Below are 15,777 nucleotides of genomic sequence, written 5' to 3' on the forward strand. Positions count from 1 at the left end.
TTGATATTCAAGGGTTCTAAGCGGTTCTAAGATGTGGATTCCTGACGTCTCGTGGCTACCAGTGGGAAGGTCTCCGTGATCACTTCTTCCTTGGACTGCCCATCGTTGACTCTCAGCCACACATACTGGGCGCCGTAGCCCTTGATTTTCTTCTTCTGGCCGGAGTACACCCAGCCGCCGATTTTTTGCATGATGAGCTTGATCTTGTAGCTGTCCGCCTGGCGTTCGAATTTGCCCCGGTCGTTCCCGAAGCACTCGCACCAGATCTCCATGTTGCTGACATACTCGCGAAGCACAGTGCCTGGAGCCTGGAGAGGGTCGTCGGATGAGAAGTAGTTTTTCCTGCTATAGAGATCCATGTCGTACCAGTTCTCAGGCAGGAGCATGTCCAGGAAGTCCTTCACGACGCCTTCCCGTTCGTCGGTCTCAAGGGCGGCAGTCTGTTCGGCTTTAGCTTGCTCGGCGGCTTCGCCGTCCAGATAGAGTTTCTCGCCTTGGGTCCAGTAGTATTTGGCTTCAGCCCAGATCTGGGGTACATCCGTTTCCGGCAGATCCCAACCCTTCTTTGTGGAGCCGTGGACGCGGACCACCCAGAACCTTCGGTTGCCCGTGGTGTCACGAAGGAAGCCTGCGCTTTCGGCATTGGTCGAGCCGACCAGGATGCACTGGCGGGGATGACTCTCAACGGACCTGCCGTAGGAAGGCCGGTACTGGTCGTCCTGCCTTGAAAGAAATCCCTTGATGTTGTTGACGTCCATCTTGGACAGACCGGCAAGCTCCGGGATCTCAACGATCCACACGCCCTGGATCTTCTCGGCTGCATCTTTGCCTTTGCCCATATCCGTAAAGTTCAGGCTGTCAGAGAACCACTCACCGGCGAGCCTTGCGAAGAAGGTGGACTTGCCAAGGTCCGTCTGACCGTTAAGCACCAGCATGGAGTCGTACTTGACGCCCGGATGATAGATACGGGCGACCGCCGCCACCAGAGTCTTTCTGGTGACGGTCCTGGTGTATTTGGTGTCGTCGGCTCCGAAATATTCGATGAGCAGCGTGTCGACCCGGCAAACGCCATCCCATGGGGGAAGGCAGTCCAGGTATTCCTTAATGGGATGGAAGGCCCGGTCGTCAGCAACCTTCGTTATCGCAAGCTCGTAATTTCTGGATGAGAAGGTTCTGTATGTCCTATCCACGTAAGCCACCAGCTGGGCCGTATCTGCGTCTCGCCAGGACTGGTGCGGTCTTGACCACGGAAGGCCTGGGTCTCCGTAGATCTGGTTGGCCAGGCGGTTGTATCTGATCCCTTGCAGCTTGGAGTCGTTTTTTAGGATCAGGAGCAGGTTGCCCAGATTGTTCTTGAGGACCGTGGATCGCGGCTCATATTCCAGGTTTTTCTCCCAATCGGAATTCACTTCTGTGAAATCCGAGGATGCCTGGGCTTTGCGTTCATCGGCCAGAAGGAGCTTCACCCGTTCGTCGGATACAGCAAGTTCCGTCATGGACTTGTAGGACGGGAGCTTGGTGACAGGCGTTTCCTCCGGATAGTTTTTATCCTGGTCGCGGTACTTATGGAACCTGACCAGGTCGAAGGCGTTCATCAGTTTCCCGCAGGCAGGGTCTGTGGCATGGTGGCTGTATGCAAATTTGCCATCGTAGATCACCACGCCGGCGCTGCTGTCTGCAGGGATGTAGTCATACCTCCCGTTCATGGCGGAGGGTCCGTAGATGTCCGAGAGGAAGGTATCGATGGCCTCCTCGACGCTGTACGCCCGATTGAAGGCGCCGATGATGCCCGGTTTTGTGAGCGGGTCTGCAGCCTGGGCTGCCGCTGTGTGGATCACTTCCGACTGCCTGCTGGAGCGCGGCCAGGTGGACTCGTCCTGCCAGTTGTCGTATCGGGACAGGTAGTCGTCAGGATTGAGGACCTTGCCGTCATGTCTTTTGTAGAAGAACTCTCCGTTTGATGAGGTTGACGGCCAGTACATCAGGCGGTGCGGCTCGTAGGTCGTGTCGTCGAAAAGGTCGATCCCGATTTCCTTGGCCACCATCCTGGCAACTGCAGGATATTCCGCTTCAGAGATTTCCCGGGCCAATGGTATTGCCAGACGGATGCGGGGATGCTCCGGGGTATGCTTGTGGGTGGAGTATGCGCAGCATGTAAAATCATGGAGCATGGTCAGTTCGTCCCAGATGTCCGGGGTACCGTAGTCCATGTCGAGCAGGACCATGGAACGGCAAAGGACGAAGCCCTTCTTGCGCCTGCCTTCCCGGAGATGTCCGGCAACATAGCCGCCCACATCCTTGATGTCGTCCTGCTGACCCTTTTTGAGCTTGCGGTATTCCTGGACGGTTTCGGTTGTCCTGATGGTGGTGCTGACCCTGGTGCAGAAGTCATCCCAGGAGATTTCATTGTTCTTCCATTTCTTATCAAGCCGGCTGTTGCCGTAGGATATCTTCATCGAGAGTCCTCCTTAGCCTGGTCCTCCAATACGGAGACGGCAAACTTCAGGGCTTCGATGAAGGTTTCCAGCTCGCAGTCGCCGCCAAGCGCGACTTCAAACCCGTCGCAGCCGCCCCAGCGGTTGGGGATGGCCTTAACATCGATGTCGGTGCCGCCCAGGTCAGCGATGCGGATATAGGTCCTCGATCCGTGGCCGGAGTCCCCGCCCTGATAACCGTTGGTTCCAGCTTCGACTTCCAGCATGTTTGCGCTGATAACCTCTCGCTGCCAGGTTTCTATTTTCTTGCCATTGACCATTCTCTGTTTACTTTTGATCTCGTACATTTTGGGCCTCCTCGCAATTCGTGTTGAAGTATCGGATGGTGTAGTTCCTGCGCTTGGCCCTGTCGATCTCGGCTTCCATGCCGCAGGAGACATAGGTTCCGAACACCCAGACTTCAGCGCATTTTGACATCAGTACATTGCCAAAGAACAGGCCCAGCTCCCGCTCAGCAGGCAGGCTGTCATCGAGGAATTGGGTGAACAGCAAGTGCGGCGCGATAGGGATATAGCCCCTATCTGCCGCAAATCTGCTGTAGCGTCTGGCCGCCAGGGTATTTGACTCGATGTCCCCGGAATAAGGGGAACAGATATATACCATCGGGCGGAAGGTGTTCCTGGCTTTCTCTGATTGTTCGACCGCCGTCAGGGCTTCATAGGCGGTGGGGTCGTAGTAGCCTTCGGAGTTGAATTTGCTTATGCTCATCGTCCCGACCCCGCTATGCGATTTTCTTCTGGAGCTTCATCTTGTACCATTCAAGGTGACGCTTGCGCTGCTCATAGTCGGGTACAGCCAGGAGGAGCCCGATGTCCACCTTTTGGAGGATCTCGATCATCTGGATCTGGTCATCTGAAAGGTAAGGGCGGATGCTGGTGCCTTTTTCAAGACCATGGGCTTGCCTGAACTGTTTTGCCGACATCCCGGTGACGATCCGGTTGATCATGTCGCACTCGTTGCTGAAATGGTAAGGCTTCGGGTTGTCGTGAAGGAGCTTGATATTTTCGGTGAGCAGAGGGAAGTCCTTACGGGCTGTGACCAGCGTCTTGATGAACTTCTCCATTTCGTTGAAACGTCTGATGTAGAGTTCCTTGAATCGCATAGCCTTTTGGCCGGTGTATCCCATAACCAGCATGGTGAAGCCATCCCGCGTCATCATGTAGCAAGGAAGCTTTCTGCCGGTCTTATCCTTGTAGTAGGTCAGCTCAAAATTGGATTCAGTGAACTCATCACTCAATCCAGATCTGGAGTCAGTGATTTTCGCGATGTCCCGCAAAACGTGGAAGTGTTCTTTCTCAAAGAACTCGGCGATATATAGGCTGTCGACCCTGGCGGTGTCGTTGGTGTCTGCGAAAACTCCGTAGTTGTCTTTTGGTATCAGTTCTTTCATCTCAATAATCCCTCCAATCTTTCCCTGCTGCAGTCCGTGCAATATACTGATGTGCCGTAAAGGTCGCCCTCGCCGTCGCCGAGCAGTTCACCCAGGTCGACCTGGACTTCACACCCGCAACCGGGGCAGGTGCAGTAGACATTATAGTCATGGATCTCCACCATGACCTCAGCCGCTTCACTGAGTTTTTCTTTAACGTAGAACATTTCTATGACCTCCCATCTTGAAGGCATCATTGCCTCCTATAATCCAAAGGACAGAAGATGGTTCCATGAGTACCATCCATTAATCTTTTTTATAAAAATCAGTTTCATAGCCGTCAGCCCGGAGCAGAAGCCCTTTCGCCCAGGGTGGGGTAAGCCCCATCTTGGTGCAGATAGCTTCCATGGAAGTGTCCATTTCAGCTTCAATGACCACCTCGTCATGGACATGCATGACGATGCTGCAGTCCCTGAGGTTCTTCATGGCAAAGCAGAGAATGTCGCGGCTGGTGGCTTGCACGATGTTCTCGACAAACTTGGGGCCGTAACTTTGGATCCGCTCCCATTTCTTCGTGCTTCCGACGCCTTCGTAGGTCACGCATTCCGATCCGAACTGGTTCTCGCCGATACGGGGTTTGACATAGGTCAGGCGTCTCCCCGAGGGAAGCGTGATAAAGAGCATCCCGCTTTGGTAGGTGAACCTGATCCCATGGGTTTGCGTGACCGTCTTTTCCCTGACCGCCTTTAGTGCCGCCCGGTCCACGTCCCACCAGAACCTTACGATGTTCTGGTTTGATGATCGCCACGCAGTGACCAGTGGTTGAAGTTCTTCCTCGGTAAGTCCCATTTCCAACGCTCCCATGGCTTTCAGCGCACCGACCGATCCGCCGTAGCCCAGGGCCAGTTCGGCAATTTTTCCTTTTTGTCTGAGATGGGAATTGACGCCATGCTTCTCAACGGGGACCCGGAACATCTGGGAAGCCGATGCGCAATAGATGTCGCCGCCTGATGCAAATACTTCCTGACGCCAGGATTCTCCGGCAAGCCAGGCAATCACACGGGCCTCGATGGCGGAGAAGTCCGCAACGACCAGCTTGCAGCCGGGCCTTGGTATGAAGGCGGTCCGAATCAGTTCTGACAGGACTTCGGGCACGGCATCGTAGAGCATTTCCAGTGCTTCAAAGTTGCCGTCCTTCACCAAACCTCGGGCTTCCTCCAGGTCGGGCATATGGTTCTGCGGCAGGTTCTGCATCTGAATAAGCCTGCCCGCCCATCGGCCGGTGCGGTTTGCTCCATAGAACTGGAACATCCCCCGAGCACGGCCATCACTACAGACTGCATTCTCCATGGCCTGGTATTTTTTGATGGAGGATTTCGCAAGCTGCTGACGGAGCGCCAATACTTCGCCAAGGGGAGCCGGAGCGGTCTTTAGGAGTTCAGCCACTACTTTCTTGCCCAGAGTGTCGGTTTCCAAGCCATTATCGAAAAGCCACTGCTTCATTTGGGCCACCGAATTGGGATTGTCCAGCTCCGTCAGGTCCTGCATCAGGCTGACGAGTTTAGATCTTGATTCCCGATCAGCTTGAATGGCGTTTTTTACGAAAGGCACATCTAACTCAACTCCACGGTCATTGATCTCCTGGTCCAGGAGGTATTCCTCCCAGACAGAATCAGGCACAGGGAACTTCTCGAGTTTTTCCTGGATGGCGAGTTCAGCCTCGACATCCCTGAGGTTGTATTCCTTAAAGGTTGACCACTTTTCAGGGGAATGGGTCGGAAGGTTACGGGTCCGCATGCCGTTTGTCGCGGTTGGATTGCAGGGTTGGCAGAAATATCGGATGAGGTCCTTGCCTTCCTTCAGCTTTTGTTTTTCAAGGACCAAGACTGCGCCGACTCCCTCCAGCGAGAGTGGCAGTCCCATGAATGCCGACCAGACCATGGAGCAGCGCCATTGCTTTGGATCAAGATACCTTCCTGTTGGCAAGCCCAGGTGTCTTGAAAGGCAGATGCGCTCAAAATTCGCATTGAAGGCCCACTTCAATATGGTTTCATCTTCAAGGGCGTTGATAATATCCGCCGGTATCGATTCACCTTCAGCCAGGTCGACGACCCTGACATCTCCTCCATCAATGGAATAACCAAAGAGGAGGATCTCGAACTCCGGGGACTCGACATAGCGGTAGACCCCGCTTTTGGCGAGGTCTACGTTGCTATAGCTTTCAATGTCGATGCTGAGCGTCCTCAAGACAGGAAGTCCTCGTCGAGATCGCTGGAGAAGTCGTCCTCAGCTCTCGATTTCCCTCCCAGGGGTTCTCCGTCGCGAACCTTCTGCAGGTTGTTGAGTCCGCAGGCGATGCCTTTATTACCGTTGCTGTTGAAGGCGTAGAAGTTGATGCTGGCTCGGCCATACACTCCGCTGTATACTTCAGCACGGTTGAGGATGATGTTGCGGTCTGCATCCACAATCCCAGGCGCGGTACCTGAGTTGGCATTGATGAAGTAGGCATTGGCATAGGCTGGATCATCCGGCCTTTCGATGTCGCCATCGCGCAGGGGTGTTTTGATGGCTGCAAGCGGAGGCACGGATTTTCCGTTGCCTTTCAGCTTGGCTTCACCCTCATGGTAGGCGGCTTCAATGGCGGCTTTGATCTTTGAGACAGTCAGGGTGTCGGTCTTGGGGATGATCAGTGATACAGAGAATTTGGGGGTTCCGCCGTTGATGGATTTTGCTTCCCACACGTTGGCATAAGACCAGCGCGTTTCGGGACCGGTGATGACCTTCATGGGGTTGCTGTTGACTTTGTTTGCATTATTGGACATAAGATTTTCCTCCTAATTATTCGTTGAAATCATTTTGTGCTGTATGGATTGCCAGTCTTTTATCGCTCTCCGGCACAAGCGTTGGTTTGCCCTGGGGTTTTTCGATGTAGCTGCCTAAGATCTCCTCAAAACGTTTCTTGCCAAGAAGAGACGTCATGGCGGTGAGACCAAGGACTTTCTGTTCATATGGGTCGTATCCGGCTGCGCTTACAACCTCAGCCACTGCTTGTTCGTTGATGTACTTGCGGTTGGCTCTGCCTTCGACCAGCTTCCATCCGTCCCACTGTTTTCCGCTGACGGCAGCCTGAAGCGCGTATTCCTTGATATCTGAAGCCCAGGAAACCAAGTCGTCGACTTTGCTGAGGATGATTTCGACCTCCTGATCGGTCAGCAGAGGCGGCAGTTCGAAGTCGAACCTTGCCAGTTCCATGTTCTGTTCGGCCCTTGCGCGGCACTCATGTTTGGCTTTGCAGAACTGACACCACTCGCCGCTAAGGAAGCTTCCTTCTCCCGCATAGGCAAGCTCCGCAGCCGGTTTGAGAATTTCCTCAGCCCACTGGTACAGAGACTCCTTGAAGACCGTATGGGTGGAGATGTTGTCTCTTCTGGGCTGGTAGATTGTCATGGAGACCGAGTCGATGTCGTAGATCCCGTCAAATATCTCCAAGGCCCCAAGGGCGTAGAGCTTCATCTGAGGATTATTTTCAGAAGTTACAATTATCCCGGCTCCAAATTTGAAATCGCATATGTGAAGCACTCCATCGGCAATGATCACACAGTCGCCTGTTCCAAAGCCGCCCTCGACATACCTTGAGAAATCAAGCCGTTGTTCAATGAGCACCAAGGGATCGGAGCAGGTCTTTTTTGCGGTTTCAACCAGCTCCAGGATGTAGGCGGCATAACCATCGGCGCAGTTCTCCATTTCCTGGCTGTAGTAGGTCAGGTCCTCAGTCGGGTCTTTTGAGGGGATGCCGAGAAGTGTCTTCAGCTTGTGCTCGCAGAGCGTATGGGCGTCCGTACCCTCGGCCGCATAGTTGCTGCCTTTGTCCTCATAGCTTTCGCAGACCCTGGCCGAAGGCGGACAATGGAGCCACCTGTGGGATGATGAGGCGGACAGAAGCGCATGTTTACCCATTCCCAAGCACCCCGGCTTCCTGTAGGAGCGAAGGATATTTTGAAGGATCAATCTCCGACAGTTTTTCCGCGCCATGCTTTTCAAGCAGAGTTCTGACCTCAGCTGTGAACCCCGCCCGGGATTTCTCGGCAAGGACGGCCCTGACTTCCTCGAGAGCGATTGGCTTACTTTCCGGTACTACCTGTTCCGCTATTGCAGTTTCCACAGGCTCTTGGGCATCGTTGCCAGTGAACATTTCGGACAAAGACTCCGAAATGCCGATCAGGGCTTGACCGCAATGTTTAAGTTCCGATACCAACAGATTTAGTTCACTCATCTTGCCCATCCGATTTTCCTCCTTTCGCAATTTCTTCTTGCCTGGAAAGCGTCATGAGCTTCCTGGCCAGTCTTTTTGACACCACGCTGATCGCCGTCAAGATGCCGGCCAGCTCCTCGTCCAATTCATGGTCTCGGGGCTGGGTGTCGTTCTGGTTCGTCTGATTTTGCATTCTTAAACCTCCATTCCGAGGGCTGTATTTTTTCTCCCTCACCATCCAAAGGACAGAAGCCTGTCGGTTGAGTACCGGCGGTGAGGATTTTTTATTTCCGGATTGCCCTCTGCCTTTCAAAGGACAGAGGGGGGTACTTTGAGTACCCCGTGATCAGATAAAATCTTTAAGTCGGTCCTTTAATTGGGCGAAAAGCTTGGTCTTGCGCTTATTGACCGCTTTCTGTGACAGCCCGATATCGGCAGCGATATCCCGCTCAGACTTTCCGCTGGCGAAGAGTTCCATGATCCTTCTGTTGTCAGGATCAAGCTCCTCCAGAGCGGATAGCAGTTCCGTGAGCAGTTCTTTTTCTGCGATGATCTCCTCGATGTCGGCAGGGTCTTCTTGGTCGAATCCATCGTCTTGAAACCAATCGAGAGATAATAGAAGGCTGTTCTTTTTGATGGGTTCCTTGTCATCTAGCATTCGGTTCAAGTCGCAAAGGCGACAGCTTTGAGTGCAAACCCTGCCTTTGGAATCCCGGCATCGTCTCTCGCGCTGCTTGCGCTTGTGCTCAGCCCATGCAGGCTGCTTGAATGCACGGTAGACTTCCTCGGTCACTGGGATTTGTTCTCCGTCGATTTCGATAAAACGTGCGGTGATTGGCTGATTGTTGTCGTTGATTTTCATTAAAAATGCCCCTTTCTCCGGCGAGAAAAGGGCACCTAAATGAGCCGAAAAAACTCGCCGTTTTTTTTAACGGGAGCCTTTCGGCTGCATGGTTTATTGTGGATTTAATTGATAAGGGTAATCAGTTAGAAGCCTTACCTAACCCTCACTTTGATTTTATAAGCAAAGGGGCTTGACCACACGGACACGGAATGTCCGTCCGGAGACTTAAAGACAAACAAAAAAAGGCCCTCGGTGGCGAATTTTGAAATGCATCCGCAGCCAAGGGCGAGTAGAAAATGTTGAATTCAGCGCAAAAAGACCCGGACATAGAATGTCCGGGCCGAAAAAAACTTTTTTATTTTTCTCTTGTCAGAGGACCAAGGGATAGACGTGCGAGAATCTCATTGCATTCGATGACACTTTTCGTGTAATGGCAGTTGAGTAAAAACTGATAGGCCAGATGCTTTTCACTATAACCAAGTGAGAATGGCGAGTTGTTTATCAGCGCCTGGCTTGCCACGGGAGGCAATTGCAGAGCAATACAAATTGCCACAACGGTCTCGATGGTCGTATCATAACTTTCATTATTCCTCATTCTCTGGATTGTTTTTGGATCCAGACAGCATTCCTCGGCAAGCTTCTCTACAGTTTTTTCTTTCCACGCCATGAGGGCCTTTAGGGATCCTGAGAATCCCCTTGGCAATTCCTGCATCACTTTTGCGAGTTCTTCATTGTATGCTCTTATTGCATTTGCCTGTGCGTTTACATCATCATTGAGCTTAGAATCCGAGAAGTGAGCCTCAAACGTGATGTCGGAAGTGGCGTCTCGATAAAGCACACATTCCGTGTAGAACTGCTTCCCATAGCTGTTGGCACCTCTATTGACTGTTAAGTCAAACACGAGGCAGCATTCATCCATATGATGCCGTGCATAGTCTGTCAGGAAGGCTTGGCCAAAGTCATCGTAGTCGATGTACTTCGGATCATTGATGCAAAAGTGAGAATCAACAAAGAGATAATTGCCACTTTGAATACTCTCTTGGAGCACAGGATTAATGGAACTCTCAAATACAGCATCGCGTTCACTGATGGAATATGTCTGATTCCTCTTAAGCGCACCCGGTTTAAATGCATGAGGTTTTACGTACCGGCCATCAATAAAAGTAAATGTTCCTACTGCTTCCTCAAAGCCTAAGTCGACCAATCTTATCTTGGCGGCAAAGCGGGAGACACCGAAAAATAGAGCAACTTCGTCAATGACATTCTCCATGATGTCAATTGCCTCAGAACCCGGAAATAGTTGCAAGTATTTTCTTAAGAACTCACCGGTTTTGATTTTTGTTTGGGTAAATGGCATCTGGATACGAGGTGCCAATGCATTAGCCTGCCACTCCATCCAATCCGTAGCCGATCTGGCCTTAGTGGGGTTAATGCCTCCGACTACCAGACATTTTATTTGTGTCGCTTCCTCATTGTACAGGCGCTCCAGCTCAAATGCCTTTCTATGAAGATCCCAGTGGACACATTCGTGGACTATGGTGTTGTTGACTGATCCCAGATTGCGCAGGAAATATGCATCGGGATCTACGAAGATCGCACCCTTGTTGACAGGCATGCGTTTAAATTCTGATTCATCCTTGTCGTAGTATTCGGCATCACAGTCAGTGAAGAATATCTGGCCAAACGATGAAAAGTCAGGGGTAATGTTTTTAAGGTGAATTGTAAGACCCATGCGTTCGGCTAATACTGTAGGGTCGATGGCCATAGGGGTATACAAGGCTTCGCGATAATATTTTTCCAGGATTTCTTTCGCAACTGCCTCCAGCTGTTCACTTTTAATGATGGGGACAAGAGAGTCGGACATCGGATTCAGCTGTTTGTTCTTGTTGTAATATTCTTCGATAGAAGAAATGGCGAAATCACTCAGATTTTTTGATAAGTCACCGATGCAGGAAACCTTAAACCATTGGGTCTTTTCATCAAAACGGTCGTTATGCCTGTCAGTTTCTCCGATTTCAAAATCCGCTTCAAGGAGTACATCGAAAGAGATTCGCATTCCCGGGTGGTTTTCGATATAGACATGCTGGACCCTGATATCTGCCAGTTCTGCCCTATCAATCTTATATACTCGTTTTGAGGAGACATCCAAGTCACGGTAATTCTGTTCAAGGAAATTTGATACAGCAGTGAAAAATTCGTTATAAAAACGATTTGAAATATACTCTCTAAAAGAACGACTTTGAGCCATAAGTGTGCCTCCAAACTATAAAAAAAATAAATTGATCAAGTTTGATTAATAAATTATGTAGGCATTCCCAGTTCATTAAATTATATCACTATACAGAGAGCCATTCAATTAATAGTAAATAAAAATCGAGCGAACGCAAGAATTTGCATTGTGCCAGTAACTTCATCGTGCTATAATTAAACATAATTTGTAATACCCATCCGTCTGGAGAGGTGATAGTTATGGCTATTAGTTATAAAAAACTTTGGAAGCTCTTAATCGATATGGACATGAAGAAAAAGGACCTACAAAGAGCAGCAGGTATCAGTTCGGCGTCCATCACAAAGCTTGGGAAAAACGAGAATGTAAACACTGAGATATTACAAAAAATTTGTACAGCGCTGAAATGTGATATTTGCGACATCATGGAAATGCTCCCGGATGAAGAAGGCAAGGTCGAGAATTAATAATTTACCTATGCAGAGTATTTTATGAGAACCATTTTTAAATGAATGGTGAGAGGTGGATACAAATATGGCTATTGAAGAAATTTTAAGAGATAACTTAACGCCTGAGCAGTATGCTGCGGTGGTGGATGAGTCTAAGCATATTCTTTGCTTAGCATGCGCTGGTTCGGGCAAGTCACGGACCCTTGCATACAAAATCGCTTATCTGGTGTCAAAGGGTGAATCGCCTGAAAGCATTATCGCATTTACATTCACCGAGAAGGCGGCAGAGTCTATCAAACGTAGAGTTGCAGAAGCACTGCACAAATTTGATTTGCCAGAAAACTATATTGGTGCAATGTTCATCGGAACGTTGGACTCATTTTGCCAAAAACTACTTGGCGATATTGATGCGCATTATCGCCAGTTTGACATCTTGGACACCAACCGAATGATTCTATTCATCATGTCGCGTTTGAATGTATTAGGACTTTCTCATGGGAAAGGTTATTTCGGGCGTATAAGAGACCTTACAAAAGCTTGGGAGACACTCAATAATGAAAATATATCGATTAATGAGGTATCTCAATACGATGCAGATTTGTTTGAAAAATTGTCAAAACTGCGTGACTGTCTTGATTCTGCAGGCTATATGGACTTTTCCTTTGCAGTTTATCTTGCTGTTAAAGAGGTCAAGAAAATCGAGGATAAGACAGGTACATATATTGAAAAATTTAAGTACCTCTTTGTTGACGAGTACCAAGACATAAACCCCATCCAAGAAGAATTCATTAAGACACTCGCAGGCCATCTGGATATGTTGGTTGTTGTTGGTGACGACGACCAATCTATTTATGGGTGGCGGGGTGCCAACGTTCAGAATATTATTGGATTTAAAGATAGATATACAGATGTTAACGAGCATCGTTTGTTGGTTAACTTCAGAAGCACAAAAGCAATAGTTGAAACGGCGAGTAGTTTTATTCAGCATGCCATTCCGTATGAGAGACTACCAAAAGCAATTACATATCATGCAGATGGCAATGTTCAAGAAATACGAAAGCTTTGGTTTAATGAACGTGCTGATGAGGCCAAATGGGTTGCTGAGAGGATTCAATCTCTAGTAGGCACAACTTATATCGAATACAATGCCGACGGTTCTGAAAAAAACCGCCGTGGATTAACGTATAGTGATTTTGCTGTACTGCTTCGCAGCATTCGCAGAGATAAAAAATATAACGCAGATGCTGAAAATTATGACGTCGAGTTTGTCAATGCAATGCGAGACCTTGGCATACCAGCTAAGACGTCTGGCGAAGGTGGAATCTTTGATCGTCCATTTGCCCAATGCATACTCAGGATAATGGAGTTACTTTGTGACGAAGACAATGATCGAACAGAAGCAGAGACTGTTTTCAATACCTGTGTTTTACCAAACTTCCCGACTGCAAATAAGGAACAATATTTCCATGTCCTCCAAGAGTGGCATCGAAACATATATGCTGTAGGACGCCGTAAAGTCTATCCGCAGAACTTTCTACATCAGCTTGCAGATGCGTTGATGTTGCGCGACTTAACTGACGAGACTGCTCTTCGAGATTTAGGACTTTTTAGCGATATCATTAAGGACGTCGAGCAGACTTATATTAGTATTGATGATAAATGGAGATATAGGGAGATGATAAACTTCTTCCGCAACATAGCTCAGGATTATGAATTGGAAAGTCTGGACTACATTGCTAAAACTGATGCTGTGAGTGTTTCCACTATTCATAAAGTAAAGGGACTCGAATTTCCAGTTGTTTTCGTTGTAGATATGGTAAATCAAAGATTTCCTGGCAGAAAAAGTGAGTACAATGGACTTATTCCGGAACAACTCATGCTTGCTGCGAAGAACAGAGGGGCATATGGAAACCGGCAAGAGGATGAAGCTCGGTTGTTCTACACGGCAATTACACGAGCAGAAAGAATGTTATACCTTAGCGGAAGCGAATACCACCCTGGCTTGAAGAACGCTAAAAAACGCTCAGCGTTTATTGTCAACCTAACACATGATCAAATGACCGAAGATAAGTCGTTTACGGACTTAGCAGAGAAAATAGCTCCACAACCACGTTTTGATGACAACGAATTGCCGACCGACTTCTCATCTGTCAAAAGTTATCTGACTTGTCCGTTTATGTACAAGTTGCAAAGTATCTATGGGTACAACGCCACCGTACCAGAGCTTTTTGGTTTTGGACAAACGACTCACACAATATTGGAACGGTTACATCAGCGATTCAAGGATAGAGTGCCGACCGAGGAGGAAATTACTCGGATGGTCGAGTCAACTTTTATGCTCAAACACGTCTTTCCTAGCAATGATCCGATAAACCATCCAGGTTCTTATGAACGTGCAAAAAATTTAGTAGACAAGATTTTGAAATTGTATGTGAAAGACCATGGCAGCGATTTTTGCCGTCTCCGTCAGGATGAAGCTCGTTTTGAATTATCTGTTGAGGACGCTCTAATAACAGGCGCGATTGATCTAATTCTAAAAGAAGACGAAAGACAGCAAATACAGTCTGCAGAGGTTATAGATTTTAAGTCGATGGAAATTCCAGAGGAGATTAGCGAGTTCGACTGGCGTGAAATGTCTGTTCAAGTTCAGCTTTATTCGAAAGCAGCCCGTGAAGTCATCGGACAAAATGCAGAAACAGGATTCGTTCATACGCTTAAAAACAACAAGCGGATTGAGGTTCCAATCGATGATGCTTCGGTGCAAAGAGCCATCGGAGCCATAGAATGGGCAGTAAAAGGGATACTTCGAGAAGATTTCCCGATGAGAGCTTGTGCGTCAAATTGCTCCAAGTGCGACTACACTGCTATGTGTGCACGGAAGCGTCAAGAATTTAAAACTGAGCAGCAACCACCACAAATAAATACCCCGACCGGGTTAAAGACAATCGCCGCTTTTGAACATGACGATGGAGGCGGTAACGGATGAGATTCAAATTTGAAGCTATAGATATATTTTCAGGTTGCGGGGGCGTTTCATGCGGTCTGACCCTTGCAGGTTTCAAGGTAAAAGCTGCAGTGGAGATTGAGGATAGTGCCGTGGACACTTACCTTGCTTACCCCCCACTTTCCAAAGTGAATGTGCTAAGGGGCAAACAAGGTGGTGACATATGTAATTTGAGTGGTGAAAATATACTTAAAGCGGCAAATCTAAAAAGGAGTGATATCTACCTCTTTGCGGGCTGTCCTCCCTGTCAAAACTTTTCAAGGCAGAATCCTATCAACAAAAATAAGCCCATTGAAGAACGTAAGAAGCTACTGTTTGAGTTTTTGAGAGTTATTGAAGAGATAGAGCCTCCTTTCATTCTTATGGAGAATGTTCCTGGTATTAAGACAGAGTATAACAGGCCTATCCTTGATGAATTTCTAGATCGCCTTAAGCTTAGATATGTAGTCGCGGATGGCATATTAAACTCCGCTGACTATGGTGTTCCACAAATACGCAAGCGGTTTGTTCTTCATGCCGTGCGTAAGGACATCCATGAAGAATTGGAGACCGACGGTCATGAATTTGGCCTTCCCAAGGCGACGCACAACATTTCCGGCAAAGATGGGCTTTTACCATGGAAAACGGTTCGGGAAGCCATAGGTGACTTGCCCGAAATCAAAGCCGGGGAATCATATGTAGAAGACGAGAGAATTTACAACCACAAGTGCGCGAACTTAGATCCCAAAAATATCAAACGAATGCAAATCATTCGTAAAAACGGCGGATCACGTGACGGGTTGCCTGATGATTTAGTTTTGGAATGTCATAAGAAGACGGATGTGGAGGGCAATGTATTCTCGGGTCATAAAGACGTTTATGGTATCATGGATGCCGAAAAGCCAGCTCCAACTATGACTGGCGGTTGTCTTTGTTATTCAAAAGGTCGATATGGTCACTACGAGCAAGATAGGGCAATTTCAATTAGGGAAGCGGCTCGCCTGCAGACCTTCCCGGATGATTTTGTGTTTAGCGACTCGCTCACTGCAGCCGCTCTACAAATCGGTAACGCCGTACCGATTGACCTCGTAAAAGCGAGCGGAGCTGTGCTGAGACAGGCGATGTATCAAATAAAAGCTAAAAGGAGCAAGAGATAAA

Annotated in this window: 15 protein-coding genes; 3 read left to right on the top strand and 12 right to left on the bottom strand. The window is 48.8% G+C overall.

Annotation, left to right across the window (positions count from 1 at the left end; genetic code table 11):
- Nucleotides 1-26 precede the first annotated feature (26 nt).
- The 12 genes from LPY66_RS00905 to LPY66_RS00960 form a co-directional block, all read right to left on the bottom strand.
- Entirely contained in the window at nucleotides 27-2,456 is a 2,430-nt protein-coding gene (locus LPY66_RS00905; protein ID WP_337986278.1) for a virulence-associated E family protein, read from the bottom strand.
- A complete protein-coding gene (locus tag LPY66_RS00910) occupies nucleotides 2,453-2,782 on the bottom strand; it encodes a hypothetical protein (protein WP_337986279.1) in 330 nt (109 codons plus the stop codon). Before LPY66_RS00910 ends, LPY66_RS00905 begins: the two co-directional genes overlap by 4 nt.
- Nucleotides 2,763-3,203, bottom strand: coding sequence for a DUF7768 domain-containing protein (locus LPY66_RS00915; protein WP_337986280.1), 441 nt, complete (start codon nucleotides 3,201-3,203; stop codon nucleotides 2,763-2,765). The genes LPY66_RS00910 and LPY66_RS00915 overlap by 20 nt, the downstream gene beginning before the upstream one ends.
- 13 nt (nucleotides 3,204-3,216) lie before the next feature.
- Entirely contained in the window at nucleotides 3,217-3,885 is a 669-nt protein-coding gene (locus LPY66_RS00920) for a Rha family transcriptional regulator (RefSeq protein ID WP_337986281.1), read from the bottom strand.
- Nucleotides 3,882-4,091, bottom strand: a complete 210-nt coding sequence (locus tag LPY66_RS00925) for a hypothetical protein (RefSeq protein ID WP_337986282.1) — start codon at nucleotides 4,089-4,091, stop codon at nucleotides 3,882-3,884. Before LPY66_RS00925 ends, LPY66_RS00920 begins: the two co-directional genes overlap by 4 nt.
- Before the next feature lie 79 nt (nucleotides 4,092-4,170).
- On the bottom strand, nucleotides 4,171-6,111 hold the full coding sequence (locus LPY66_RS00930; protein WP_337986283.1) for a DNA polymerase: 1,941 nt from the start codon (nucleotides 6,109-6,111) through the stop codon (nucleotides 4,171-4,173).
- The gene (locus LPY66_RS00935; protein WP_337986284.1) at nucleotides 6,108-6,686 is read right to left on the bottom strand and encodes a DUF2815 family protein; all 579 of its coding nucleotides are present in this window, start codon (nucleotides 6,684-6,686) and stop codon (nucleotides 6,108-6,110) included. The genes LPY66_RS00930 and LPY66_RS00935 overlap by 4 nt, the downstream gene beginning before the upstream one ends.
- A 16-nt stretch (nucleotides 6,687-6,702) precedes the next feature.
- Nucleotides 6,703-7,821 carry a DUF2800 domain-containing protein gene (locus LPY66_RS00940; RefSeq protein ID WP_337986285.1) on the bottom strand — a complete coding sequence of 373 codons (1,119 nt, stop codon included), beginning with the start codon at nucleotides 7,819-7,821 and terminating at the stop codon, nucleotides 6,703-6,705.
- Nucleotides 7,814-8,146, bottom strand: coding sequence for a DNA ligase (locus tag LPY66_RS00945; RefSeq protein ID WP_337986286.1), 333 nt, complete (start codon nucleotides 8,144-8,146; stop codon nucleotides 7,814-7,816). Before LPY66_RS00945 ends, LPY66_RS00940 begins: the two co-directional genes overlap by 8 nt.
- A complete protein-coding gene (locus LPY66_RS00950) occupies nucleotides 8,130-8,309 on the bottom strand; it encodes a hypothetical protein (RefSeq protein ID WP_337986287.1) in 180 nt (59 codons plus the stop codon). The genes LPY66_RS00945 and LPY66_RS00950 overlap by 17 nt, the downstream gene beginning before the upstream one ends.
- Before the next feature lie 153 nt (nucleotides 8,310-8,462).
- Nucleotides 8,463-8,978 (bottom strand): RNA polymerase sigma factor, encoded by a 516-nt coding sequence (locus tag LPY66_RS00955; RefSeq protein ID WP_337986288.1) that lies wholly within the window; start codon nucleotides 8,976-8,978, stop codon nucleotides 8,463-8,465.
- A 337-nt stretch (nucleotides 8,979-9,315) separates the two neighbouring features.
- Complete coding sequence (locus LPY66_RS00960) at nucleotides 9,316-11,208, bottom strand: helix-turn-helix domain-containing protein (protein ID WP_337986289.1); 1,893 nt, start codon at nucleotides 11,206-11,208, stop codon at nucleotides 9,316-9,318.
- Between the two features lie 221 nt (nucleotides 11,209-11,429).
- On the opposite strand from LPY66_RS00960, the gene LPY66_RS00965 reads away from it, so the two are divergent.
- From LPY66_RS00965 to LPY66_RS00975, 3 genes are all read left to right on the top strand, one after another.
- A complete protein-coding gene (locus LPY66_RS00965; protein ID WP_337986290.1) occupies nucleotides 11,430-11,654 on the top strand; it encodes a helix-turn-helix domain-containing protein in 225 nt (74 codons plus the stop codon).
- A 67-nt stretch (nucleotides 11,655-11,721) separates the two neighbouring features.
- Nucleotides 11,722-14,622: an ATP-dependent DNA helicase gene (locus LPY66_RS00970; protein WP_337986291.1), complete on the top strand. Its 2,901-nt coding sequence runs from the start codon at nucleotides 11,722-11,724 to the stop codon at nucleotides 14,620-14,622.
- Nucleotides 14,619-15,776: a DNA cytosine methyltransferase gene (locus tag LPY66_RS00975; protein WP_337986292.1), complete on the top strand. Its 1,158-nt coding sequence runs from the start codon at nucleotides 14,619-14,621 to the stop codon at nucleotides 15,774-15,776. The genes LPY66_RS00970 and LPY66_RS00975 overlap by 4 nt, the downstream gene beginning before the upstream one ends.
- Nucleotide 15,777 lies beyond the last annotated feature (1 nt).

Origin of the sequence: Dehalobacter sp. DCM (assembly GCF_024972775.1) — a bacterium.
Taxonomy (GTDB): Bacteria; Bacillota; Desulfitobacteriia; order Desulfitobacteriales; family Syntrophobotulaceae; genus Dehalobacter.

Excerpts from the sequence above, each read along its gene's own strand:
- LPY66_RS00945 (WP_337986286.1), bottom strand. The coding sequence starts at position 8,146 with ATGGGCAAGATGAGTGAACTAAATCTGTTGGTATCGGAACTTAAACAT.
- LPY66_RS00965 (WP_337986290.1), top strand. The coding sequence starts at position 11,430 with ATGGCTATTAGTTATAAAAAACTTTGGAAGCTCTTAATCGATATGGAC.
- LPY66_RS00970 (WP_337986291.1), top strand. The coding sequence starts at position 11,722 with ATGGCTATTGAAGAAATTTTAAGAGATAACTTAACGCCTGAGCAGTAT.
- LPY66_RS00905 (WP_337986278.1), bottom strand. The coding sequence starts at position 2,456 with ATGAAGATATCCTACGGCAACAGCCGGCTTGATAAGAAATGGAAGAAC.
- LPY66_RS00935 (WP_337986284.1), bottom strand. The coding sequence starts at position 6,686 with ATGTCCAATAATGCAAACAAAGTCAACAGCAACCCCATGAAGGTCATC.
- LPY66_RS00950 (WP_337986287.1), bottom strand. The coding sequence starts at position 8,309 with ATGCAAAATCAGACGAACCAGAACGACACCCAGCCCCGAGACCATGAA.
- LPY66_RS00975 (WP_337986292.1), top strand. The coding sequence starts at position 14,619 with ATGAGATTCAAATTTGAAGCTATAGATATATTTTCAGGTTGCGGGGGC.
- LPY66_RS00940 (WP_337986285.1), bottom strand. The coding sequence starts at position 7,821 with ATGGGTAAACATGCGCTTCTGTCCGCCTCATCATCCCACAGGTGGCTC.
- LPY66_RS00915 (WP_337986280.1), bottom strand. The coding sequence starts at position 3,203 with ATGAGCATAAGCAAATTCAACTCCGAAGGCTACTACGACCCCACCGCC.
- LPY66_RS00960 (WP_337986289.1), bottom strand. The coding sequence starts at position 11,208 with ATGGCTCAAAGTCGTTCTTTTAGAGAGTATATTTCAAATCGTTTTTAT.
- LPY66_RS00955 (WP_337986288.1), bottom strand. The coding sequence starts at position 8,978 with ATGAAAATCAACGACAACAATCAGCCAATCACCGCACGTTTTATCGAA.
- LPY66_RS00920 (WP_337986281.1), bottom strand. The coding sequence starts at position 3,885 with ATGAAAGAACTGATACCAAAAGACAACTACGGAGTTTTCGCAGACACC.
- LPY66_RS00910 (WP_337986279.1), bottom strand. The coding sequence starts at position 2,782 with ATGTACGAGATCAAAAGTAAACAGAGAATGGTCAATGGCAAGAAAATA.
- LPY66_RS00925 (WP_337986282.1), bottom strand. The coding sequence starts at position 4,091 with ATGTTCTACGTTAAAGAAAAACTCAGTGAAGCGGCTGAGGTCATGGTG.